16 protein-coding genes are annotated in these 26,531 nt (G+C 35.0%); 7 read left to right on the forward strand and 9 right to left on the reverse strand.

What is annotated here, in order from left to right; all coding sequences use genetic code 11:
• The first annotated feature begins 246 nt into the window (after window positions 1-246).
• A complete protein-coding gene (locus tag ACHRV3_RS08895) occupies window positions 247-3,009 on the forward strand; it encodes an outer membrane beta-barrel protein (protein ID WP_395433990.1) in 2,763 nt (920 codons plus the stop codon).
• A 3-nt stretch (window positions 3,010-3,012) separates the two neighbouring features.
• Here ACHRV3_RS08895 and ACHRV3_RS08900 read toward each other — a convergent pair whose 3' ends face one another.
• The 8 genes from ACHRV3_RS08900 to ACHRV3_RS08935 all read right to left on the reverse strand — a co-directional run bounded on the left by ACHRV3_RS08900 (window position 3,013) and on the right by ACHRV3_RS08935 (window position 10,676).
• Window positions 3,013-3,750 (reverse strand): DUF2490 domain-containing protein, encoded by a 738-nt coding sequence (locus ACHRV3_RS08900; RefSeq protein ID WP_395433991.1) that lies wholly within the window; start codon window positions 3,748-3,750, stop codon window positions 3,013-3,015.
• Between the two features lie 228 nt (window positions 3,751-3,978).
• Window positions 3,979-6,525: a TonB-dependent receptor gene (locus ACHRV3_RS08905; RefSeq protein ID WP_395433992.1), complete on the reverse strand. Its 2,547-nt coding sequence runs from the start codon at window positions 6,523-6,525 to the stop codon at window positions 3,979-3,981.
• A gap of 248 nt (window positions 6,526-6,773) precedes the next feature.
• Window positions 6,774-7,187: an Rrf2 family transcriptional regulator gene (locus tag ACHRV3_RS08910; RefSeq protein WP_047777994.1), complete on the reverse strand. Its 414-nt coding sequence runs from the start codon at window positions 7,185-7,187 to the stop codon at window positions 6,774-6,776.
• Between the two features lie 154 nt (window positions 7,188-7,341).
• Entirely contained in the window at window positions 7,342-8,169 is an 828-nt protein-coding gene (locus tag ACHRV3_RS08915) for a YgcG family protein (RefSeq protein WP_047777992.1), read from the reverse strand.
• 3 nt (window positions 8,170-8,172) lie between these two features.
• Entirely contained in the window at window positions 8,173-8,610 is a 438-nt protein-coding gene (locus ACHRV3_RS08920) for a TPM domain-containing protein (RefSeq protein WP_395433993.1), read from the reverse strand.
• An 81-nt stretch (window positions 8,611-8,691) separates the two neighbouring features.
• A complete protein-coding gene (locus ACHRV3_RS08925; protein WP_047777989.1) occupies window positions 8,692-9,276 on the reverse strand; it encodes a LemA family protein in 585 nt (194 codons plus the stop codon).
• 41 nt (window positions 9,277-9,317) lie between these two features.
• A complete protein-coding gene (locus tag ACHRV3_RS08930; protein WP_047777988.1) occupies window positions 9,318-9,650 on the reverse strand; it encodes a MerR family transcriptional regulator in 333 nt (110 codons plus the stop codon).
• A 48-nt stretch (window positions 9,651-9,698) separates the two neighbouring features.
• Entirely contained in the window at window positions 9,699-10,676 is a 978-nt protein-coding gene (locus ACHRV3_RS08935) for a M23 family metallopeptidase (protein WP_230004705.1), read from the reverse strand.
• Window positions 10,677-10,928: 252 nt separating this feature from the next.
• Between ACHRV3_RS08935 and alaS the strand changes: the two genes are divergently transcribed.
• Window positions 10,929-13,577, forward strand: a complete 2,649-nt coding sequence (alaS, locus tag ACHRV3_RS08940; protein ID WP_395433994.1) for an alanine--tRNA ligase — start codon at window positions 10,929-10,931, stop codon at window positions 13,575-13,577.
• A 116-nt stretch (window positions 13,578-13,693) separates the two neighbouring features.
• Here the strand turns inward: alaS and ACHRV3_RS08945 are convergent, their stop codons facing one another.
• On the reverse strand, window positions 13,694-15,439 hold the full coding sequence (locus tag ACHRV3_RS08945) for an ABC transporter ATP-binding protein (protein ID WP_047777981.1): 1,746 nt from the start codon (window positions 15,437-15,439) through the stop codon (window positions 13,694-13,696).
• Window positions 15,440-15,857: 418 nt separating this feature from the next.
• Between ACHRV3_RS08945 and ACHRV3_RS08950 the strand changes: the two genes are divergently transcribed.
• The 5 genes from ACHRV3_RS08950 to ACHRV3_RS08970 all read left to right on the forward strand — a co-directional run bounded on the left by ACHRV3_RS08950 (window position 15,858) and on the right by ACHRV3_RS08970 (window position 26,496).
• Window positions 15,858-16,664, forward strand: a complete 807-nt coding sequence (locus tag ACHRV3_RS08950; protein ID WP_395433995.1) for a hypothetical protein — start codon at window positions 15,858-15,860, stop codon at window positions 16,662-16,664.
• Between the two features lie 390 nt (window positions 16,665-17,054).
• Window positions 17,055-17,864: a hypothetical protein gene (locus ACHRV3_RS08955; protein WP_395433996.1), complete on the forward strand. Its 810-nt coding sequence runs from the start codon at window positions 17,055-17,057 to the stop codon at window positions 17,862-17,864.
• A 97-nt stretch (window positions 17,865-17,961) separates the two neighbouring features.
• Complete coding sequence (locus ACHRV3_RS08960; protein WP_395433997.1) at window positions 17,962-18,918, forward strand: GSCFA domain-containing protein; 957 nt, start codon at window positions 17,962-17,964, stop codon at window positions 18,916-18,918.
• A gap of 161 nt (window positions 18,919-19,079) precedes the next feature.
• Window positions 19,080-24,197 (forward strand): translocation/assembly module TamB domain-containing protein, encoded by a 5,118-nt coding sequence (locus ACHRV3_RS08965; RefSeq protein WP_395433998.1) that lies wholly within the window; start codon window positions 19,080-19,082, stop codon window positions 24,195-24,197.
• Entirely contained in the window at window positions 24,181-26,496 is a 2,316-nt protein-coding gene (locus ACHRV3_RS08970) for a BamA/TamA family outer membrane protein (protein ID WP_395433999.1), read from the forward strand. The genes ACHRV3_RS08965 and ACHRV3_RS08970 overlap by 17 nt, the downstream gene beginning before the upstream one ends.
• Window positions 26,497-26,531 lie beyond the last annotated feature (35 nt).

Raw genomic sequence — 26,531 nt, forward strand, 5'->3', positions numbered from 1 at the left:
TTAAATTGCTTACTCTAATCAGTTTTGACTTTTCTGTCCTGCTCTTTTCAGGATTTTCTGAATTCTCCTTATTTTCTTTAATTACAGTTAACAAAGGTTTTGTATTTAGATGTAAAAGAAGTCAGGAGAAAGACTGTTTTTGCAGGGGCATATTTCCCCTTTTTTGTGTTTTGAAGTAAAAACGTACCCAATTGCAACTAAACCTTTTGGTATTTTTAGAGTCTTATTGTTATAATTAAAAGCCTTATGATTAAATTATATTCTTTTGTTTTGCTCTTGCTTTGCTGTTATACGGCTAATGCACAGAATGATATTGTTGTGAAAGGAACTGTTATTGACATCAATACGCAGTTGCCTTTAGAATTAGCAACGGTTTATTTTACGACCGTTAGAGATTCTACAGTAATTGAATATACTACAACCGATAAAAATGGTTTCTTTAGTCTGAACATTAAGAAATATGATAAGCCTGTTTTTTTAAAGGTGAATTATATTGGGTATCAAACTTATTTAGAGGAACATAAAGGACTTACGGAAAGCAAAGACTTCGGAAAAATATACTTGCTTGAAAGTGTAAATGCGCTTAATAATGTAGTAGTGAAAAGTGAGGCACCTCCAATTACCATTAAAAAAGATACGTTGGAGTTTAATGCGAATTCTTTTAAAGTCCGCCCGGATTCGAATGTTGAAACATTACTAAAACAATTACCCGGTTTTGATGTAAATAACGATGGGAAAGTTACCGTCAACGGAAGAGAAGTAACACAGTTTTTGGTTAACGGAAAAACCTTTTTTGATAAAGACGGTGCTATTGCTTTGAAAAATTTGCCCGCAGAAATCATAAAAAAAGTTCAGGTTTCGGATTTTAAAACCAAAAAAGAAGAATTGTCAAAACAAGAATCTACTTCGGATTATTCGAGTATTAATTTGACAATTGATGAGAAAAAAAACAAAGGTTACTTTGGGAAAATACTAGGAGGATACGGTTCTGATGAGCGCTATGAAAGTAGTCTGATGATGAATTTTTTCAATAATAAACAGAAAATAAGTGTTTTGGCTTCTTCGAATAATATTAATTCGACCGGATTTTCGATGGATGATGTATTTGATAATATGGGGGGAGGAAGAAACAGTAACGGAAGAAACGCCAACAACAGCTCCGCCAGTACCAGTAAAGGAATTACCCAATCTAATCTTGCCGGAATAAACTATTCTGATGATTGGTCTGAAGAATTAGCAGCAATGGGAAGTTATAATTTCTCGAACTCCAATACTACGAACAACAGTAAAGCCAATCAGATTAGTTTTTTGCCAAAAGGAAATATTTTGACGGCGTCTGACGTTACTACAAGAAATGAAAATACGGGAAACAAAGCTAATTTCGAATTGGAGTACAAAATCAGTCCTACGATGCGACTTGTTGTTGTGCCGAAATTAAATCTAACCCAATCGGACAATACTTCGAATTCGACCAGTTTTTCTGAGGATGAAAATGGGCAGGCTTTAAATCAAAGTAGTTCAGAATCTAATAGTAAAAATGAGAACACTAATTTTTCGAACGGTATCAATTTTAATAAAACCTTCGAAAAAGAAGCGCGAAATTTCAGTGTGGTTTTTAACAATAATAATACAAGGAGTGACGGGAATGTTTTAAACCGTTCCGAAACTGTTTTTTATCAGGGCAACAAACCCAATGACGAACGAAACCAGAATAGCAAGAACAATGTTATCACGGATTCTTACACGGTTGATTTGGAGTACACAGAGCCGATAACGGACTCCTTAAGAATCAGATTTGGTTCCGATTTTGATTGGGAAAAGACCGTAAACGATAAAAATACGTTCAATTATAATGCAAGTACCGATTCGTATTCGGACTTAGATTTGTCTTTAACGAATTATATTTCTTCACGTCAGAACAGTATTAGTCCTAAGTTTGGAATCACCTGGCAAAAGAGGAAATTTACGCTTAATTTGAATTCTCAAACTTCTATTATCGATTATGATAATCATTCCTTATACTTAAACAAAGCGACCGATTTAAACAAAAAATATGTGTTGCCTTTTGGGAATTTGCAGCTTAGATATAAATTTAGTCGTTCTAAAAATCTGACTTTTAGATACGATTATTCCAACGCACTTCCAACGGCAACGCAATTATTACCGGTTATAGACCTGTCTAATCCATTGAATAGTATTGTTGGAAATCCGAATCTGAATCCGATAGAGAAAAACAGTGTGAGCATTAATTTTAGGAATTTTGATTTCCGTACGCGTTCGGGGTACAGTGTTTTTGCTAAAACAGATTATTATAACAATGATGTGGTTACTACTTCGATTTACGATAACAGTGGTAAACGAAACACTACTTATGCAAACATTTCGGGAACGTACACGACTTCTGTTGGCGCAAATTGGAATCAATCTGTGAAAAAGGATGCCAGTGTGCTACGATATGGGTTAGCATTAAACTCGAGCTATTCTTTTGATAAAGGATTTACAAATGCGGTGATGTATGAAGCAAGATCAATTGGAGTTACACCAAAAGTATATTTAAGTTACGAATATGGAGAATTGCTTACCATAGCGCCATCTTATGATTTGTCTTATAATGAAACAAAATATAAGAACTATTCGAGAGAGGCTACTTCAAATGTAATTCACAAAATTAATTTGCAGACCACGACATACTGGCCAGCCAATTTGATTTTTGGAAATGACTTTGGATACACGTATAATTCTAATATTTCGGACGATTTCAAGAAAGATTTTTTCCTTTGGAATACCAGTTTGTCCTATGGTTTTTTCGATAAGAAAATGTACCTGAAAGTAAAAGTGTACGATGTTTTAAATCAGAACCAAAGTGCTACAAGGACGATTTCTGCAACCTCAATTCGCGACGAAGAGAATACTGTTTTAAAACGATATTTAATGTTTTCTGTAGCTTATAAAATTGGGAATTTTGCTGCTAAAGAAAAAAGAGGCGGGCGAAGAGAAAGAGAAATGTAACTATTAAGCTTTAGTTTTGCGGTTGATCTTATGATAAACCGTAAATCGAATAATATCCCGATCGTAAAAATCAACACCGCTGGCACGTCTTTGAAAGCTTTTCATATAACCCAATTCTAATCCGATGTTGGGGTTGAAATGATAACGTAAGGCAGCGTAGATCCGATTTTGATCGAACGTATTTCTCTTATTGTCTTCTCCGTAATTGAGTAAAATTTCGTCTGAAATAGTCCCTTTCAGATTGCGTTTGTCTTTTTCCCAAAGCGTAAAAGTAGATTGCAGTCTGTATCTGAATCGCCACGAAAAAGAAAAATCATCCAGTAATTCTGTTCTGCTGGCTTTTTGCATAAAACGTTCCTCAATCTGAAAGCGATTGTGGAAAGTGATTTTCGCTATATCATTGATTAAAGTAATATCCTGCTGGCCTCTGTATTCCGGAACCGAAAAATTAGGGTCAATACGCGGATCTTGTGTATTGACATTAAAATAGGCAAATCCACCGCCTAAATCGATTGTTTTATTGGCTCTGTAACGTCCCTGTACACGGACAACAAAAAGATTCTCATGAATGGGATTGACAAAACTTCGATTGTCTAGTTCAGAATGAATGGACCATTTTTCAGTTAAAGGAAAGATATTATAGTACCGTATCCAGGTCAGGGTTTGTTGATCCGTTTTTTTCTGAGCCTGCAAAAAGGGACTTGTGAGGCTTAAAAAGAGTACTATTCGGAGGATTTTCATCTAAGCTGTATAAATTCAGGCTGCGAATATATACAAATCAGAGCGAATTTGTAGAAGTTAAGATCATTTTTTAAATTTGCTTTGAAAGTAATTTTGTGATTTTCAACAACTTTTTTAATAAAAAAACGAGACCTGCTACTTAAAGCGGGCCTCGTTTTGGTATCTATTCCATCTAACTCTATGTTTCTATGTGTTAAAAAAAAAGCAACGGGTTACAGCAGGGTCACTTTATAAAGAATATTTCAAAGTGATTCCGTACGTTCTCTGGTCACCCAAGACACCAGCATATTGTCCGGTATTTCCTCCTGCAGGTAATAATTGCTCATAATAATCCTTGTTTAAAAGATTACGTCCCCAGAAATGTACTGATAGACCATCAGTAGCACGGAAACCTAAACGAGCATTAAAAATTGCATAACCTTGTACCACTAAATATTTTGACGCAGAGGGACTTGATGAAAATTCAGAACGAGCGTAAGAATCTAAGGCTAGAAACACTTTACCGGCATTTCCGAAGAATTTTGCATTGTCGGAAAGTTCCCCTCCTAAAGATCCTGCCCATCTGGATGCGCCCGGCAGATCAGTTCCGGACACATCTTTATAAGCAACCGGAGCTCCCGTTTCCTCTAATGGAAGTGGTGCATTGGTAAACTTAACATATTTACCATCAGTATACGTAGCCGCTCCGTTAATTGTTAAGTTTTGATTTACTACAAAACTGGCGTCCAATTCTACACCTCTTACACGAACTTTATCCGCATTGGCAAGATAACCTCTGTTTACTCCCAATTCAGCAGCTTGAACATTGGTTTGGAAGTTTCTGATATCAGTATTAAAGAAAGTCACGTTAAAAATCGAGTTCTTAAATGGAGAAGTTTTTACACCAACTTCATAATGATTTACCTCTTCCGGTTTAATTACGGCAAGATTAAGTAAGGGTTGACCAGCTGAATTGGTCGGAAGTCCGGCAACATTCACTCCAACCGGTTTGTAGCTTTTTGCAAATGTAGCATAAGCATTGATTTTGTCCGTAGCTTTATAAGACACGGTTATATTTCCGGAGAAATCGGTATCATCTGTATTTGATGTGAAGGCCTGATCGCTGTAAACTTGTTTTTTCAAAGCAAGCAATGCAGGATCAGTAGTCTGAAGTCCTCCGTAAGTAGTACGGGTATAATCAGCATCTTTTTTGTCAAAGTTGTAACGTAAACCTGGTAATACATGCAATTTTTCGGTTACAGCCCAGTCTAATTGTCCAAAAACAGCTGCGCTGGAAGATCTTATGCGAGCATCTGTTTTGATTCCATATCCTTCAAAAAGACCCGGAGTTTTCCATAACGGACTTGTTGAGCTTTGTGAAAATCTCCATTGTGCATTTCCGGATTCCTCAGTACCATTGGTTTTTGAAGTCTGATCAATAAAAAATACCCCTACAACACCGCTCAATTTTGAGCTAAGTTGTCCTGCATAACGTATTTCTTGTGTGAATTGTGTTTGTCTGGTTGGGTTTTGTGATTTAGCAAGTACTTGTAATCCTGTGAAATCCCTGTCGTTTGAAGGATCCCAGTTCCAGAAACGCCAAGCTGTTGTAGAAGTAAGTGTTCCACCTCCAATTTTGGTATCAACATTAAGTGATATACCTCCTAAGTCTTGTCCGGAACGCCACGGTGTATCATGATCTATTCTACGATCAAATGCATTCTGACTTGGAAGCTGATAGTTTAAATCGGCAATAATAGCATTAAATTGGCGGTATGGAGCTCTTTGAGTAGGAGCAACACCCGCTACAACCTGCGCATATCCGTCAGGGCGCTGTGTTGTAATATCTGCCGCAAGGGTAATATTCGTATTTGCTGTCGGAGTATACAATAATTGACCTCTAATTCCTTGGTTGTTTAAGGTATTTGTAGCTCTTCCTGTGGCAACATTATCGATTAAACCGTCACGTTGTGTACCTGAAAAAGACAAACGACCGGCTATTTTTTGACTTAAAGCTCCTGTTATAGATGCTTTGGCTTGCAAAAAGGCAAAATTTCCGTAACTAACTTCAAAGTCTGCACCCGAAGTAAAACTTGGTTTACGGGTCGTAATGTTAAAAGCTCCCGAAGTGGTATTCTTTCCAAACAATGATCCCTGTGGTCCGCGTAATACTTCGATTTGTTCTACATCGATAAAATCCAGAGTAGTTGCTGCCGGACGGGCGTAATAAACACCGTCAACATAAAAACCAACTCCCGGATCAATTCCATCATTAGTAAGACCAAAAGGAGAACCTAAACTTCTGATGTTGATTCCTGTATTTCTTGGATTTGAAGAATAGAGTTGCACAGAAGGTACCAACTCTTTGATACGATTGACATTGAAAGCGCCTGTTTGCTCCGCTTGTTTACCGGTAATTACCGAAATAGCAATTGGTACATCCTGTACTTTTTCGATACGACGTCTGGAAGAAACAACAACTTCTATAAGTTTGTTTTCTTCGTTTAATGTTACCAATAGCGGAGAGCTTGGTAAAGTTGTGATAGCAAATTCAGCAGTTGTATAACCAACATATTGAATCAATAGTGTTAAAGGAAGTCTTCCCTGAGTGTCTATGCTGAATTTTCCGCTGGCATCGGTAGTAGTATTAAAAGTAGTTCCTTTTATGACCACATTAGCCGCTGGTAAGGGTATGTTTTCATCTGTTGTTACCACACCTTCTATATTTTGTGCGAAAGAGATGGAGAAAGTTAAAAAGGATAGTATTGTAAGTATATTTTTTATAGTAGTTTTCATTTTTATATTAATTATATGTGATTAGTAGAATTTAAATTAAATTTTTTTTACCAACACATACACATACAAAAAGAATTGTTTTTCACAGCAGTGAATTGACTATTTCTATTTTTTTGCAAAAAACTTTTTGATCCACCTGATCGATTCGAATGTACTTTCATAAGGTTTTAATTTTGGACTGGTTTGCTAATTTTTTCTGCAAATATATATAAATTCTATAAAAATAGTCGAATTTAAAAAATATTTTTTTATTTCTTCACCAGTGAAGCGATAGTGATCCCTTCCATAGCTTTCAAAGTTTTGTCTCGAATAAGGACTAAACCGTGATGTAAGCTGCATTCTGACTCTGTTTTACAATCAGAACAAGGTTCGTAAAAGTTTAATGAAGCACAAGGTAAAAGTGCAATGGCACCGTCAAATAAACGGTGAATTTCGGCCAAAGTAATATCGTTTTTAGATTTTATCAAATAATATCCGCCAAATTTCCCCTGCTTACTGCTCACAAAACGTCCTCGTTTCAGATCCAATAGAATCTGTTCTAAAAACTTTTTAGGAATGTTCGCTCCATCAGCAATTTCTATTGTTTTAGAAATGTGATTTTCGTCTTGTTCTGCTAAATAAAGTAAGGCCTTAAGGGCGTATTTTGCTTTATGTGATAACATTTAAATTGAATTATAAATTGTGAAATGTGACTTGTAAAATGTAACCTAAAATATCTTTTCAAAAAACCTGAAACCTGAAACCTGAAACTTCAAAACCGCCCCCAGTTCCTGCGACTTAAAACTGCGACTGCGACTAGAACCCGCGACCAAAAGTCTACCATCCTCCGCTAGATCCTCCACCGGAGAAACCTCCGCCTCCAAATCCACCGCCGAAACCGCCACCTCCGCCTGATGATCCACCACCGAAGCCTCCGAAACCGCCTCCTCCGCTACTGCGCCCTAAGCTGCTCAGAATAATAACGTCCATAAGGCTAGGGCCTCCACCGTTATTGCCTGAATTTCCTCCGCCACCTCTTTTGTTTCTGGAGATCAAAAATAATACAATTACAACAATAACAATAAAAGGGAGGATAGGAAAATTTTTTCCTTTTGATTGTTGCTTGCGTTCACCTTTGTATTTTCCTTTAAAAACATCAAATAAAGCGTCAGTTCCTTTGTCAAGTCCGTTGTAGTAACTACCTGCTTTAAATTCTGGAATAATAATATTTCTGATAATTTCACCACCAATTCCAGCAGTCAGACGATCTTCTAAACCATAACCTGGATTAATGGCAATTTTTTTCTCCTTTTTGGCTAATAAAATAATAACACCATTGTCGTCTTTTGCTGTTCCGCCAATTCCCCATGTTTGTCCCCATTTTGTAGCGAGCTGACTAACATCTTCATTTTGCAAACTTTCGATGGTAATCACTACAATTTGAGTAGTGGTAGAATCCGAATACCGAATGAGCTTTTGTTCTAACTGTGTTTTTTCAGTTGCACTCAGAACGTTTGCATAATCGTAAACAGAGGTTTGAAAACTTGGTTTTTCCGGAATAGTAAATTGGGCAAAAACACAATTAACGGTAAAAAAAGCGATTAACAGAAAGGATAAATGAAAGATTCCTTTAGAATTTGAAGTTTTATTTTTGGAAATATTCATTGTTTATCCTTTTGAGATTTCGTTTGATAATTCGTTAGTATCGTCAGCCAATCGTGGAAAGTATTTTTTTAATTGTTCTCCGGCGCTTAAAATGCCATCGACAATACCTTGTTTGAAGTTTCCGGATTTAAATTGGGTGACCATAATGTTTCTGGTCGAATCCCAAAAGTCTGATGATACAAGGTCATTTATACCTTTATCTCCACAAATGACAAAATTTTTATCTGCCACGGCAAAGTAGAATAAAACACCATTTTTAAGTTGCGTTTCATCCATTTTTAATTCGTGAAAAACTTCTAAAGCCCTGTCAAAATGGACTTTAGAAGTAGTTTGTTCTATATGCACTCTAATTTCGCCCGAAGTATTATTTTCAGCCATACCAATAGCTTTAACAATTTCTTGTTCTTCTTTTTTGGATAAAAAATCTTCTACTTTTGACATTTGAGTTATTTTAGAGTTTAGATTGTTGATTTTAGATTTAATTGCAATCTAAAACCGGTAATCATAATAGCGAATCTTTTTTTAGAATTTTACTTCAACCGGTTTTTCAGCACCTGCAACAGCTTGGAAGTATGGTTTTTCTTTGTATTCACCTAAAAACCATTTGTTCGGAATAGATAAAATATAACCATTGTACTCCTGAACTGATTCGTTAAAACGAGTTCTTGCTGTTAAAATTTGGTTTTCAGTACTCGCTAATTCATCTTGTAATTTTAGGAAATTTTCATTTGCTTTTAAGGTTGGATATTGCTCAACAGAAACTAATAATCTTGATAAAGAAGAAGACACACCACTTTGTGCTTGGTTAAATTGAGACAATTGCTCCGGAGTAACATTACTTGGGTCAATAGTTACTGAGGTTGCTTTTGCACGCGCTTCGATAACCGCTGTCAAAGTCGATTTTTCGAAATCAGCTGCACCTTTTACCGTGTTTACTAAGTTTCCGATCAGGTCATTTCTTCTTTGGTAGGCAGTATTCACATTTCCCCACTCTTTATTAACAGCCTGGCTGTATTTTAATCCGGTGTTTTTAATTCCAATTGACCAAAAAGCTATAATAGCAACCAGTACTACAATAATTCCTACGGGGATTAACCATTTTTTCATATTTGTTTCGATTTAAATTTGTGTTTAGTTTTAAAATGCTGTTATAATTCGTTCTTAATTTCTGTTAATTGTATTTTTATCGACTCTAATTTACGTATTATTTCGAATTTATCTAATGTTTTCTTTTGCCCTTCTTTCAAATGGATTTTGGCGCCTTCGAGTGTAAAACCACGTTCTTTTACCAAATGATAAATCAATTGTAAATTGGTAATATCATCCGGAGTAAACATTCTGTTGCCTTTAGCATTCTTTTTGGGTTTCAAAATATCGAATTCACTATCCCAAAAACGGATCAAAGAGGCATTGACATTAAAAGCTTTGGCAACTTCGCCAATGCTGTAATATCTTTTATCTTTAGAAAGTTCAATATGCATGATTTGTATTTTTCTATTAGTACTTCAAACTTACTACTTTTTACAGTATTAATCTAATGACTGGTTTTCCTGATTGGCCATGTGTGAAATAGCAACATATTCTACTGCTGAAATATTTCCGTAATAAAAATTCAAAGGATTTACGACTTTACCATCTTTATGAACTTCATAATGACAATGTGGTCCTTCTGATCTTCCGGTGCTTCCAACGTATCCAATAATATCGCCTCTTTTAACATGTTGTCCGGGTCTGCAGTTGTATTTGCTTAAATGCGCATACAAACTCTCATATCCAAAACCGTGCCTGATGACTACATGATTTCCAAAACCTGACGCTGTATTGTCAGCTCTGGCGATTACTCCATCACCTGTTGCATAAACGGGAGCACCCGTATTAGCGGTGAAATCCATACCGTTATGCATTTTTCGCACCTTCGTGAAAGGATCAATTCGATATCCAAAACCGGAAGCAATACGTTTCAAATTTTCATTTCGGACTGGCTGAATGGCAGGAATTGCCAATAACAAATTTCCTTTGGCACTAGCCAATTTTAAAATTTCATCCAATGACTTGGATTGGATGGCCAGTTGTTTGGAGAGTTTATCAATTCGTTTGGTGGTATTCAATACCAATTGCGAATTATTATATCCTTCTAAGTCTTTGTATCGATTGAGGTCTCTAAAACCTGATTTTCGTATAGAATCCGGAATTTCGGCTTTATTAAAATAGACTCTGTAAATGTTGTTATCGCGGTCTTCGAGTGCTTCTGTTACCTCATTAATTTCATCCATTTTTTTATTCAAAATCGAATAATGTAACTTCAAGTTTTCAATTTCACGTGCCTGTAGGCGATCTTTTGGCGTTTCGAAATAAGGAGTGTTGAGTAGAAGAACAAAAATTAAAAATCCAAACAGCGCTGAAGCCAGCAAAAACAGTAATGCATAACCAATTTTGATTCTCTTTCTGGTTTTTATTTTCGTATAAGCCAGATTTTCTGAGTCGTAATAATATTTTACTTTCGCCATATTTTAAAATACCCTATTTTTGCAGCTTGTAAAATAGTTAGTGGAACAAATTTAATAAATGTTTCAGTTGTTCCCTGCTTTTTTTCAAGAATTAAAGAAATCAATTAGATAATTAGATAATGTGGTAATTGGATCATTTATTGTTTGGAACGGTAAATTTTTAATTTTAAATGAAGCATTATTAATTGTTTTATTATCTAATCGACACAGTATCAAATTGACACATTTTCAAAATATCGCATTAATAAAAATATGAAATCACAAGACGTACGTAAACAATTCCTAGACTTTTTTAAGAGTAACGGACACTTAATTGTTCCATCTGCTCCAATTGTACTTAAAGACGACCCAACCCTTATGTTCAATAACTCGGGGATGGCCCAGTTTAAAGAATATTTTTTAGGGAATGGAACACCAAAAAGTCCGAGAATAGCCGATACGCAAAAATGTCTTCGTGTTTCAGGAAAACACAACGATCTTGAAGATGTAGGTTTTGATACCTACCATCATACCATGTTTGAAATGCTTGGGAACTGGTCTTTTGGAGATTATTTCAAAAAAGAAGCCATCAATTGGGCCTGGACTTTATTGACAGAAGTTTATAAAATTCCAAAAGAAAATCTTTATGTTTCTGTATTTGAAGGAAGCAAGGAAGACAATGTGCCATTTGATCAGGAGGCTTGGGATATTTGGAAAACGTTAATCGACGAGGACAGAATTATTCTTGGAAACAAGAAGGATAATTTCTGGGAAATGGGAGATCAGGGACCATGCGGACCATGTTCAGAAATTCATGTTGATTTACGTACTGAAGAAGAAAAAGCATTGGTTACAGGAAAAAGTCTTGTAAACAATGATCATCCACAGGTAGTTGAAATCTGGAATAATGTATTTATGGAATTCAACCGTAAAGCGGATGGTTCTTTGGAGAAACTTCCTGCGCAACACGTAGATACCGGAATGGGATTTGAGCGTTTGTGTATGGCGTTACAAGGAAAAACATCTAATTACGATACAGATGTGTTTACGCCACTTATTGAAAAGGTAGAACAAATCACAGGTTTAAAATATACACCGAATGATGTCGCTCTGAGCGGAGTCGAAGAGAGTGAGGAACAGAATAAAACTAATATTGCGATTCGTGTAATTGTAGATCACGTACGTGCGGTTGCATTTGCTATTGCAGACGGACAATTGCCATCAAACACAGGAGCGGGTTATGTAATTCGTAGAATCTTGCGTCGTGCGATTCGTTACGGATTTACTTTCTTAAATACAAAAGAGCCGTTTATTAATAAATTGGTTGAAGTTTTAGCGAATCAGATGGGAGAATTTTTCCCTGAAATAAAAGCGCAGCAACAATTGGTTACCAATGTAATTCGTGAGGAAGAGGCTTCTTTTTTAAGAACCTTAGATCAAGGATTACAATTGTTAGACAAAGTAGTTTCTGAAACAAACGGAAAAGAAGTTTTGGGAGCTAAAGTTTTTGAATTATACGATACTTTTGGATTCCCAAAAGATTTAACGGCTTTAATCCTGAAAGAAAAAGGGTATTCGTACAACGAAGAGGAGTTTGAAAGTGAATTGCAAAAACAGAAAGCGCGTTCTCGTGCAGCATCTGAAGTTTCAACGGAAGACTGGAATGTTTTAATTCCCGGAAATGTAGAAACTTTTGTAGGTTATGATCAAACGGAGAATGAAGTAAAAATTACCAGAATTCGTAAAGTAGATTCTAAAAAAGATGGAATTCTTTATCAAATCGTTTTAGACAACACTCCATTTTATCCGGAAGGAGGAGGACAGGTTGGTGATAAAGGAATCTTGGTTTCTGCAAATGAAACGATTGAAATCATCGACACCAAGAAAGAGAACAATCTGATTTTGCATTTTGCAAAACAATTGCCGGAGAATATTGAGGCTGGTTTTACAGCAAAAGTAAATACAGATTTAAGAACGTCAACGTCCAAAAATCACTCGGCTACGCATTTGATGCATTTGGCTTTGAGAAGTATTTTAGGAACTCATGTAGAGCAAAAAGGGTCATTGGTAAATCCAAATTATCTGCGTTTTGACTTCTCACATTTCAGCAAAGTTTCTGATGCTGAATTACGTCAGGTTGAGGCAAGTGTAAATGCTCAGATAGAAGAGCAATTGCAATTAGTTGAACACAGAAATATTCCGATTCAGGAAGCTTTGTCAAAAGGTGCAATGGCTTTGTTTGGAGAGAAATATGGCGATAATGTTCGTATGATTGAGTTTGGTGACAGTAAGGAGTTATGTGGAGGAATTCACGTGAAGAATACTGCTGAGATCTGGCATTTCAAAATCATTTCTGAAGGAGCGGTTGCAGCAGGAATTCGTCGTATTGAAGCGATTACGGGTGATGCTGTGAAGAATTTCTATGAGAATCAAGAAAATACGTTAACGGAGATAAAAGAAGCACTTAAAAATCCACAGGATGTTTTAAAATCGGTTGCTACATTGCAAGATGATAATGCTAAACTGAAAAAACAAATTGAGCAGTTGCTTAAAGAAAAAGTTGGCGCTTTAAAAACCGAACTGGAGAAAGATTTTCAAGTTGTAAACGGCGTACATTTCCTTGCGAAACAAGTAGATTTAAGCATGGCTTCTACAAAAGAACTAGCTTCAGCTTTAGGAAGTTCAAAAGCAGATTCGTTTGTGTTTTTAGCTTCAACAGAAGACGGTTTGCCAAATATTCACTGTTACATAGCTAAAGAATTAGTAGCAGGTAAAGGCTTGAATGCAAATGCTGTTATTAAAGAATTAGGAAAGTATATTGAAGGAAATGGAGGAGGACAACCTTTCTTTGCATCCGGAAAAGGTAAAAATACTGATGGGATTAAAGAGGCTTTAGCTAAGGCGATCGAGTTTGTAAAGTAGTTAAAACTTAATAATATTATTATTTAATTAAACCCGACAGGTTTCAAAAACCTGTCGGGTTTGTTATTTTAAAAGTTAAGATTTTTGAAACCGGCTTTTTGTTAAGGGTATGTAATTTATTTGCGCTCTCCAATTTGCTGACGCCACATAGCATAATACAACCCTTTTTCAACAATTAGATCCTCATGCTTACCTTGCTCAATAATTTTACCCTGTTCTAAAACAAATATTTTATCGGCATGCATTACGGTAGATAAGCGGTGTGCAATTAAAACCGTGATTCTGTTTTTATCGGATATGTTTCGGATTGTTGCGTTGATTTCTTCTTCTGTTATAGAATCTAAGGCAGAAGTGGCTTCATCAAAGATCAATAAATTCGGGTTTCTTAAAATAGCACGGGCAATCGATAAACGCTGTTTCTCTCCGCCGGAAACTTTAATTCCACCTTCACCAATTGTGGTGTTTAAGCCATCTTCGGCACGTTTTAGCAGTTTCTCACAACTGGCTCTTTTTAGGGCGTCGTATAAGTCTTCGTCTGTTGCAGATGGTTTTACGAATAATAAATTCTCCCGAATTGTTCCTGAAAACAGTTGCGCATCCTGTGTTACAAAACCTAACTGTTTTCTTAAGTCCAATAAATCAATTTCGGTTGAATCAATGTCATTGTAAAGCACCTGACCTTCTTCCGGAGTATATAATCCAACCAATAGTTTTACCAAAGTTGTTTTTCCGGAGCCTGATGGCCCGACGAAAGCAACAGTTTGTCCTTGTTTAATTTCGAAGTTAATATTTTCTACGGCTTTGAATTTGGCTGTTTTATGTTTGAAACTAACATTAGAAAAAAGCAGGGATTGAATGATTCCAACATGCTTTGGTGTTTTTGGACGGAATTCTTTTGGAGCATTTAAAAGCACTCGGAAATTTTCCATGGAAACTTTTGTTTCATTTAGGGCAATGATAAAGTTCCCTAACTCTTGAAGCGGACCAAAAATAAAGAATGTAAAAAAGACCATGGTCAATAAATCACCCACAATAATTTTTCCTCCAAACAAGAAATAGTACAACGTAAAAACAACACAGGTTCTTAAAAAATGAACCGTAGTACCTTGTATGAAACTTAAACTTCTGATGAATCGGACTTTTTCCAATTCAAGTTGAAGGATTTTAAAAGTGTTCAAGTTCAGACGTTTTTCTTCCTGATAGGTTAGACCAAGACTTTTTACAAGTTCGATGTTTCTTAAACTTTCAGTTGTAGAGCCTGCCAGAGCATTGGTTTGATTTACAATTTTCTTAGAAACGATTTTGATCTTTTTTCCCAGATAAGAACTTACCAAAGCAATAATCGGAGCTGTAACTAAAAAGATTATAGAAATACGATAATCGATTCGGGATACATATAAAATCACGAATACAAACCCAATAATGGTTTGAAAAATTAAAGAGATCGAAAGTGTAATTAATTTCTCAGAATCAGAACGTACTTTGGTCAGTTTACTTAAAGTTTCTCCACTTCGTTGATCTTCAAATTCGGCATAAGGTAAATCGAGTGATTTTTTAATACCATCAGTATACATTTGAGCTCCTGTTCTCTGAATAACGATATTAGTGAAGTAATCCTGAAAGTTTTTGGTGATTCTTGAGATCATTGCGGCACCCAGCGAAAGCGCTAACCAGAAGGACAAAGATTTTATAAAACCAATTTCATTTCCTTTGTATTTCGCCAGTCCAACCCCGCAATCCTGCATTAATTTACCGGTAATAATAGAGTCTGATAAGCTAAAACAGATGTTTATTGTGGCCATAATTAAGGCGAAAAACAACAGTAACTTATGTTTGATTATGTATGAATAGAGTAATTTCATAGTTAGATTTAAAATTTTAGAAGTGTAAAAGTAGTGAATTGATAGATTCGCTAATCTTAATTTTGAGTATTAAAAAGCCAATTTTTTGTAAAATTATGTATGCTTAATATAACGAGATTTTAGATTTCTGTTTTTTGAAAGGAGTACTCAATAGAATGGGAAATTTTTAAAGAAAGAATTGTCTTATATGGGTGCTATACTAGAAATAAAGCCTTTTTTTAAATTTCATCGGCGAATGTAATTGGTGTAATTTAGTACAAGTTTGTTTTTTAGAGAGTTAAATGATGAAATGCTTTTATTACGATTTCGGCGGATAAGATTCGTTTTTTTACTATTTAGAATGGACTGATTTTTAGTTCAAATTTATAATTTGAATGCAATACATTTGCCGCAACTATTAACTAGTAATTTGTTTAGAATGAAAAAAATATTATGCCTTTTTAGTGCTTTAGTGTTGATATTAACATCTTGCTCGAGTGATGATTCATCTTCGACTCCGTCGACTCCTTCCAATCCCTCCAATGTATCAAATGTTTTGATAAAAAAAATGATTTTAACAAATACTTCCGAAGGTGTTCATGAAATTAATTTTACTTATGATGGAAAAAAACTGGTAAAAGAAGTTGCAAGTAGCACGGGATTTTTAAACTACACAAAAAATTACTATTATACTGGAGATTTAATTACTAGATATGAGCAAATATGGGGAAAGTATAATAGTACTGTAACTGATTTAACATATGAAAATAATAAATTGAAAACGCTATTTGAAAAAAGAATTGATTTAAAAAATGGTACCGTTTTTTTAACCAAAACAACTTATACTCATAATCTTGGTGGGACAGTTTCTTTTGTAATAGCTACGGTTGATAAAGATACCAATGAAGAAAGCTCTATAAGAAATGGCAGATTGATCTATGTTAATGGTGCTATTGTGAAAGATGAACGTTTCGATGACCCCACAGGAGTTGAATTTATAGCTATAGAATATGATAAGAGGAATAATCCTTTTAAAAATGTAGTAGGTTTTAATTTATTATTACGTTATTCAGATTTTAACTATTTGGTACATAATAAAACAAAAACGACAACAAAATCTATTTATAATTTTAGTGTAAGTTATTTTACTACCTACGACTATGATGAAAATAGTTTTCCGGTAGCTGCCAGACATGTTGATGATACAGGAGTTGAATATGCAAAAACGGAATATTTTTATTACTAAATTTTTGAACTTAACATAATTGAAGCCCAGATGCAATAACATCTGGTTTTTGTTTCTAAAAAGGCCAAGTTTTACAGGAAACAAAGCCATATAATTTAAGAAAAGAAATATCAATCTCTTCAAGCAATAAATCAATAGATTATAAATGTGAAATTATTTCTTTAGGTTTTTGCTTTGCGGTAAATAGGGGGAATAAACGCGATTCTTTTAAATTCGTTAATAATTATTGAAGTTGTTGATTGTTAGGTGGTTATTAGTTTATTGTTGTGTAAGCAATGATTTCTTGTTATTAATTAGTTTTTAGTGCTAAAAAAACGTCAGAATATATTGAGTAATTCAATTTACTTTTCTTTAAATTTGGCGTAAATATTAACTTTTAACTTTCTTTAAATGAAATTTTTTTTACTCTTCTTTAGTGCTTTAATATTAACGTTTACTTCATGTGCAAGTGATGATGCTAAATCTTCGCCTGACGAAAATTATATTTTGCCTAAAACCATTATTCTGAAAGAAATTGGTTCCCCGGTTGATCAAACGTTAACAACTAATACCTTTTCCGGAAATAAAATTGTAAGCAGTATTACAGGAAATTTCAAGATATTATATAGCTATGAAGGCAATTTAATTACCAAAGAAGAAACTTTTATTTTAGATCCAAATGCGGAAGTAAAGGAAAGAAAAACAAGGGAAATTTTGCACACTTATGAAAACGGTAAATTAAAGACCAGTATCCTGATGAGATTATTTACGGCAGCTAATCCTAATGGACAATATGCGAGCAAAATAGTTTACACACACACTTCAGATAATTTGATTTCTTATGTGGAATATTCAGTAACTACCGGTACTCCGGAAGAGAAAATAGTTGATAGAGGTATTTTGACCTTTAAAGATGGGAATCTTGTAAAGTATGAACAGTATTTCATGGATTCACCAACACTTACAGGAACATTTCAATACGAATATGATACAAGTAACAATCCTTTTAAAAATGTTTTGGGTTACAGGTCATTGAAGGTTAAGACTAGCGCAGCCGGAAATAATAATGTGATAAGAGGCAGCTCGACTATTGAAAATATTGTTGACCAAACAATTTTTAGAAATACTTTTACTTACAATGACAAGGGGTATCCGATCTTAAGTATAGAAACAAAGGGATATGGTACCGAAATCGATTCGGAAACCAGATATACCTACTAAGAACATAAAATCTTAAAACATTGCAAAAACCAAATACTTCTGTATTTGGTTTTTTTATTGGTGAAAATTGGTGAAATTCGTGTTTTAATAAAATCCTATGCAATTCAGAACCCAGATCCCAATTTCGCAAACAAACAATCCAATAGACTATACTTCTAAAATTATGTCTTTAGGTTCCTGTTTTGCAGTAAATATGGCAGAAAAACTGGATTATTTTAAGTTTGATAACAGTTGTAATCCATTTGGGATTATTTTCAATCCTGTTTCGATTGAGCGGATTATAAAAAGGGTTGCGAAGCAAGAATTGTTTACCGAAAAAGAGGTTTTCTTTCATAACGAACGCTGGCATTGTTTTGAAATACATTCCGATTTAAGCGCTTCAAATAAAGAAGAATTAATTGAAAACTTAAACCAAACTCTCCAAGCAACAAAGCAGCGATTACAAGAAGCAACACACCTAATAATCACCTACGGCACTTCTTGGGTTTATCGCCATAACGAGAGCAACCAAATTGTTGCCAATTGTCACAAAGTGCCGCAAAAGCAATTTTCAAAAGAATTAGTGTCGGTTGAAGTGTTACAGCAAAGTATTCAAAATACAATCGATCTGGTTTTGACTTTAAATCCAAATATCAAATTCATTTTTACCATTTCTCCGGTGCGCCACATCAAAGATGGTTTTGCAGAAAATCAATTAAGTAAATCGCATTTGTTTGCGGCACTTTATGCGAATCTAAAATCTAAAATCAACAATCTAAAATTAACCTATTTTCCGTCATATGAAATTATGATGGATGAACTCCGTGATTATCGTTTTTATAACGAAGATATGTTACACCCCAACCAGATAGCAATTGATTATATCTGGGAACGATTCAGTGAAAACTTCATTGCTGAAAAAAGTATTCCGATTATGAAAGAAGTTTCAGAAATTCAAAAAGGATTAACCCATAGAAGTTTCAATCCCGAATCAGAACAACATCAGGCTTTTTTATTAAAATTGCGTCAAAAAATAGCCGCTTTGGAGACGAAATTGCCCCATATTAAGTTTTAAAACAGGACTTTATTTTTTTAGAAGTAGTCTTGAAATAATTATTTATCACTGAAATTTTAAAATAATTGGCTGTAATTATGTAAATTGTTGAAGTATAATTTTTACAATTTTGTATTTGAACAAATTCAGCTACGCTATTACTTAACGTGTTTTATTGACGTATGAATAAGAAACCCATTCATTTTCTAAAAAAAACACTTCGTGTACTTCTTTGGTGCATGGTTTCGGTTATTGTGTTAGCGTTACTTCTCACTATTCTAATTCAGATTCCGTCCGTTCAGAATTATGCAAAAGATAAGGCGATTACGTATCTGCAGGAAAAGATCAAAACCAAAGTTTCGTTAGACCGAATCGCGATTAATTTTCCCAAAGAAGTAGTTCTGGAAGGTTTTTATTTTGAAGACCAAAACAAAGACACTTTATTGAGTGGTAAAAGTCTTGAACTCGATATTGACTTGTTTAAATTGGTCAGCAGTGAACTCGAAATAAATGCTATTGCTCTTAAAAACACAACCGCCAATATTTCAAGAAACAAAGAAGGCGTTTTTAATTTTGATTACATCTTAAAAGCTTTCGAATCAAAGGAAGAAAAACCCACAGATCCAAACGCTAAACCTTTTAAAATAGCAGTTGTAAAAGTAAACCTGGATCATGTCAAATTGAATTTTAAAGACGATTTTTCTAAAAATGATGTCCATGTAAAACTGACTCATTTTGATACCAAATTCAAGAAATTCGACTTAGATAAAATGGATTTTGATATTCCGAATATCAATTTAAACGGTTTTAAACTGGTGCTGAATCAGGATTTAGTAGAAAAAATCGCTGAAGTTTCTGTTAAGACGGTCGATACAATTTCAAAACGAAGTGATTTCAGTTTAAAATTAGACAAAATCAGTTTATCTAAAATTGATGTTTTATACGATAATAAAGATTCGAAATTGGCTTCAGGATTGGTTCTGGAAAATCTGAATCTGAAAGTCAATAAAATCGACATGAAAAAGCAACTGTTAGATTTTGATACTTTTCAATTAAAAAACTTAAAAGGGAATCTGCAACTAGGAGTAAAAGACAAGCAAATAAAAACGCCCGATTTAGATACAACAGCTATTGCTCAGGCGGGCTGGAAAGTAAAACTTCAAAATATTGATGTAGAAAATGTAGCTTTTAAATTTGACGATATGCAGTCAAAACCCGTTTCGAAAGGAATTGATTACAGTCACCTTGATTTGAGTCAGTTTAATTTGAAAGCCGAGCAATTCTATTACACGACGGATACCATTTCGGGAAATATAAAAACATTTACGGTAAACGAAAAGAGCGGTTTGCAACTTCAATCTTTTAAAACAGATTTCTTTTACGGTCCCAAGAATGCTTACTTGAAAAATCTATATGTAAAAACCCCGCAAACACTCTTAAAAGAGGGGATAAAAGTACAATACCCGTCGATTGCAAAAGTGGCTAAGCATATCGAAACACTAAGTTTAGATGCCAATTTGAACCAATCAAAATTGGGCTTTAAAGACATTTTATTGTTTGTTCCGGATTTGCAAAAGCAGGAAATTTTCAGGAAAAACCCAAATGCAGTTTTGCTTTTGAATGCTCGTTTGAATGGAAAAGTGAATGACCTTACAATCAATCAATTTGATGTGAGCGGACTCGGAACAACCAAACTTTCACTTTCCGGAATAATCAAAGGAATGCCAAATACAGACAAAGCTTATTTCGATCTGAATATCAAAAAAATGGCAAGTTCTGCTAAAGATATAGCCTCCTTTGTGCCGAAAGGAACGATTCCGAAAAGTATTCAATTACCTTCTCAATTTAATGTGCAGGGAAAATTTAAGGGTTCTGTTCAAAATTTCAAAACCAATCTGACTTTAAACAGTAGTTTCGGAAATGCAAAAGTGGATGCCCTATTGGATCAAAGGGTAAAGAAAGCAGAAAAATATGATGCTCAGGTTTATTTATTGGATTTTGACTTAGGCAGATTAATTAAAAATGACTCGGTTGGAAAAATTACGCTTAAAGCGAAAGTCAAAGGAAAAGGTTTAGATCCCAAAACAGCACAAGCTCATTTGGATGGAATCGTTCAGAAAGCGGTGTACAATAAATATACCTATCGGGATTTAGCCTTAAATGGTGAAATAAAAAAAGGCTCTTTTGCTGTAAAAGCGGGAATGAAAGACCCTAATCTGAATTTTGAATTGGATGCAAGCGGAAGTACAAAAGAGCAATACCCATCGGGACAGATTAAATTGAATCTTGATATTGCCGATCTGGAAAAGCTAAATCTACACGCTGGCCCAATGAAACTAAGAGGAAACGTTGATGCCGATATCGCCAACAGCAATCCTGATTTTCTGAACGGAAAAGTTTTCTTGTCGAATATTCAAATGTTGCAGAATGCGGCCCCAATTGTTTTGGACTCTATAAAAGTAATTGCTGTTACAGATCAGAACCATAATAATATCAAAATCTCTTCTCAGTTTTTAAAAGCTGAAATGGATGGGAAATACAAATTGACAACGCTTTCAAATAGTCTAAAGAAATCACTTTCGAAATATATTGATTTACAAACGCCAAAATCAAAAGCGGCTTTAGACGAACAAAATCTAACGTTTAATCTGAGTGTAGAAAATGACCCGATTCTGTTTCAATTAGTTCCAAATCTGACAAGTTTGGAGCCCATTAGAATTACCGGAAAATACAACAATGTCGTCGATTCATTAGAAATAAAAGGAACTTTTCCGAGAATTGTATATGCAGAAAACACCATTTCTGACGGAAAAATTAATATAGAAGCCAAAGAAAATGCTTTAGAATATCAAATTTCTGTCGCTTCAGTAGAAAGTACTTCTTTGAAAATTCCGTTTACAAGTTTAGCAGGAAAAGTAGAAAACAATATACTATCGTATGCGCTGGAAGTAAAAGACGGAAAAGAAAAACAACAGTATTTTATTGCTGGAGAATTGCAGCATGATGCCGATAAAAATGTACTGAAATTAGATGCCGACAACTTTGTTCTAAATTACGATAAGTGGAACATCGATCCTGAAAACACAATAGAATTTGGAGGTAAAAGACTGTATGTAAACAAGTTTAATCTGGAGAATTCAGGGAACGAACTCAAAATACAATCCGAAGGAAATCAGGACAATGCACCGTTAAAAATGGAGTTTGTAAACTTCAAAATCGAGACGATTCTGAATATGGTCAAAAAAGAAGAATTATTGATGCAGGGTTTAATTAATGGTTCTGTTTTGGCTGATAATGTAATGACAAAACCAACTTTTACTTCGGACCTAAAAATTGATGCTTTTGCTTTTAAAGGAGAACCAGTTGGTGATATTACCGTAAAAGTGGACAATAAAACCGAAAACACCCTAAATGCAAACGTAAATCTAAGCGGAGAAGGAAATGATGTGAACCTTACCGGCGATTATAAAATTGAAGAAGGCAGTTTTGATTTTGATGTAGTGCTTGATAAATTGTATTTAAAAAGCATTCAGGGGTTCAGTATGGGGAATATCAAAGACGGAACGGGTTTTTTATCAGGGAATTTTAAGATTACAGGAAATACAGCTGCACCAAGAGTTAACGGAGAATTGAATTTTAACGATACCGGCTTCAGAGTAACACAATTGAATTCGTATTTTAAAATAAATAAGGAGAAAATTGCTTTTAATAATGAATCCATTTCTTTTGACAGATTCTCTCTTTTTGATGAAAATGACAATGAACTTTTTGTAGACGGAAACATCCAATCGGTAAATTTTAGAGAATTTAATTTTGATTTGCTTGTTCAGGCAGATGATTTTAGAGCCATACATTCGAAAGAAAAAGACAATGAATTGTTTTATGGAGACTTGTTTTTAAATTCAAAATTAAATATCAAAGGAGATCTGGACCATCCCGTTGTTAATGGAACAATCAAAATAAATAAAGAAACAAAATTTACGGTTGTTATGCCACAATCAGATCCTTCTATTGCAGACAGAGAGGGAATTGTAGAGTTTGTTGACGAAGACAACAAGTATCTGAAACAAACAGTCGAATTGCAAAGCAAACTCGATCAGTCGAAGTTAAAAGGAATGGATGTTAGTGTTGCAGTTGCGATAGACAAGGAAGCAGAATTTACTTTGATTATTGATAAAGGAAACGGTGATTACCTGAAATTAAAGGGAGAAGCAGAGCTTGTTGGTGGAATTGATCCATCGGGAAAAACTACTCTGACCGGAAAGTATGAGTTTACAGACGGATCTTACGAAATGAATTTTAATGGAATCCGACGAAAATTCGATATTAAGAAAGGAAGTTATATCGTCTGGAATGGCGAACCAACAATGGCAGACCTGAATATTACGGCCATTTATAAAGTCAACACGGCACCAATTGATTTACTCGGAAATCAATTGTCAGGCAAATCGGCGGCAGAAAAAAACACCTATAAACAAAAGCTTCCGTTTCAGACTTTATTAAAGATGAATGGAGAACTGATGAAACCCGAAATCTCTTTTGATATTGTATTGCCGGACGACAATTACGATGTCTCCTCAGATGTCGTTTCTCTTACGAAAACCAAATTGAAACAATTGCAACAAGATCCTGCGGAACTAAACAAACAGGTTTTTGCTCTTTTATTACTGAACCGGTTTGTTGGTGAAAACCCGTTTGCAAGCGAAAGTGGCGGTACAAATGCGGGAACATTAGCGAGACAAAGTGTGAGTAAAATTCTATCACAGCAATTAAACAATCTTGCGGGAGAATTGATATCAGGAGTTCAATTAGAATTTGGTTTAGAATCGACGGAAGATTATACAACAGGAACGATGCAAAACAGAACAGATCTGAATGTAGCCGTTTCTAAAAAATTGCTCAATGATCGATTGAAGGTTACTGTTGGAAGCAGTTTTGGCGTAGAAGGGCAGGAGCGTGCCAATGAAGAAAGTACCAACATAGCCGGAGACGTTGCCTTAGACTATCAACTCACAAAAGACGGACGTTATATGGTTCGCGCCTATCGAAAAAACCAATATCAGGTTGCGGTTGAAGGCCAGGTGGTAGAAACAGGAGTTGCCTTTGTTATTACGATGAGTTACAATAAATTCCGTGAACTTTTTCACCGCACTGAAGCCGAAAAGCAATTGATAAAAGAAGAAAAAGTCCGTAAAGAGAAAAGGAAACAAAAAGAAAAAGAAGAAAAAGAAGAAAAAGAAGAAAAAGAAGAGAAGGAAAAAGAGAAAAACCAAATTGAAGGAAATGAGCAAAAAACATAGCTATATAGAATCCTATTTTATGAGGTATTGTGTCGTGCTGTCCTTATTTTTTGTTTTTGGATGTAGCAACACAAAATACCTGCCCGAAGGTGATTTGCTGTATACAGGAGGCACTGTAACAGTAAAAGACACTATACTTAATAAGAAAGACAGAAAAGCGCTGGAGAGTGAATTAGAAACCTTATTGCGCCCAAAACCCAATAAACAAATACTGGGATTAAAACCCAAATTATGGTTTTATAATATTGCCGGAGAACCTAAAAAGCAGAAAGGAATTAGATATTGGCTTCGAAATAAAGTAGGGGAAGCTCCTGTACTTTTCAGTAAAGTGGATTTAGAGTATAATGCATCCGTTTTGCGAAATTTTGCAGAAAATCGAGGTTATTTTAAAACCAGAGTAAGTACCGATTCTACTGTTAAGGATAAAAGAGTAACGGCAGAATACATCGTTATTCCTAAAAAACAATATAAAATTAAGAGCGTTACTTTTCCCCAAGATTCATCGGAAATTGCAAAAGTGATCAGCAAAACAAGTCGAAGAAGTTTGTTGAAAGTGGGTAATCCGTATGATTTAGATGTTATAAAAGCAGAACGAGAGCGAATTGATGCACGACTGAAAGAAAAGGGATACTATTATTTTAATCCGGATTATATTTTGGCTCAGGTTGACAGCAGTAAAGGCGATCATGAGGTGAAAGTTAAATTGAAAATCAAAGAAGAAACCCCTGTAAAAGCAACTGTAGCTTACAAAATAGATAAGATATTGGTGTATCCGAATTATTCTTTATCCAACGATAGTGCCGTGTACCGCAAAAAAGATCGCAAACAATACAATGATTTTACGATTATTGATACTGCAGATACTTTTAAGCCAAGAGTTTTTGACCGAACGATATATTTCAAAAAGGGGGATTTATACAACAGAAAGGACCATAATCTTACCTTAAACCGTTTTGTGAATTTGGGTACTTTTAATTTTGTGAAAAATGAATTCAAAGAATCAGACAGTATAAAAAACGCTTTAGATTCGTATTATTACCTGACGCTTTTACCTAAAAAGTTTATTCGGGTTGAGGTTTTGGGCAAAACCAATTCGGCGAGTTATACCGGAACAGAGATTAATGCCAATTGGAACAATAGGAATTTCTTTCGGGGAGCAGAATTGTTTACCGTATCGGTTTTTGGTGGTGCCGATTTTCAGCTTTCCGGACAAAACAGCGGAAAAAACATTTACAAACTCGGAGCAGAAACCAGTCTGACGTGGCCAAGATTTATTACCCCGTTCCACATTGAAGGAAACAGCGAATTTGTTCCCAGAACGAAAGCCACTTTGCGATACGAATATCAAAAAAGAACCCAATTGTACGCCCTGAATTCGTTTAATACTTCGTTCGGATATTTGTGGAAAGAAAACATTCGCAAAGAACATCAGTTCAATATAGTGGATATTACCTATGTAAGTCCAAATAATGTAACACCCGAATATTTAGAGGATATTGAAGAAGATGCGTCCTTGGGAAGAGTGATTGAAAAACAATTGATTTTTGGTCCAACCTATTCGTACACCTACACCAATACCATGCAAAAGCGTAAAAAGAATACGTTTTATTTTAATGGAGAATTAGATTTAGCGGGGAATATTACGGGATTAGTAACAGGAGCCAACATCAAAAAAAACGATACGATAAAAGTATTTGATGTTCCGTTTAGTCAATACGTAAAAATCAAAGCAGATTTAAGACATTATTTAAAGTTGGGTAAAGAAAGCGAACTGGCAAGCCGAATTATCCTAGGTGCCGGATTTGCTTATGGAAATTCAAACACCCTGCCTACATCCAAACAATTTGTAGTAGGGGGAACCAATAGTATTCGTGCCTTTAGAGCGAGATCGTTAGGTCCCGGAAGTTATAAAGCCGAAGTAACTTCAAGCGATTACGTGCCCGACCAATCCGCCGATTTAAAACTGGAATTTAATACCGAATATCGGGCGAAACTTTTTAGCATTGTAAGAGGTGCCGTTTTTGTAGACGCAGGAAATATTTGGCTTTTAAATGCTGATCCAAATCGACCAAATGCCGAGATTACCAAAGATTTTATGAAACAAATCGCAGTAGGAGCCGGAGCCGGATTACGTTTTGATTTATCGTTTTTAGTTTTAAGAACCGATCTTGCTTTCCCGCTAAGAATCCCGTATCTGCCCGAAGGTCAAAGATGGGTAATCGACGACATTAACTTTGGAAGTGGTTCCTGGAGAAAAGACAATCTGATTTTTAATATTGCTATAGGATATCCTTTTTAGCGTTTTCCCAACACGAATTACACGAATTAACACGA

It is taken from the genome of Flavobacterium sp. FlaQc-49, assembly GCF_044005985.1.
GTDB classification, from domain to species: domain Bacteria; phylum Bacteroidota; class Bacteroidia; order Flavobacteriales; family Flavobacteriaceae; genus Flavobacterium; species Flavobacterium cupriresistens.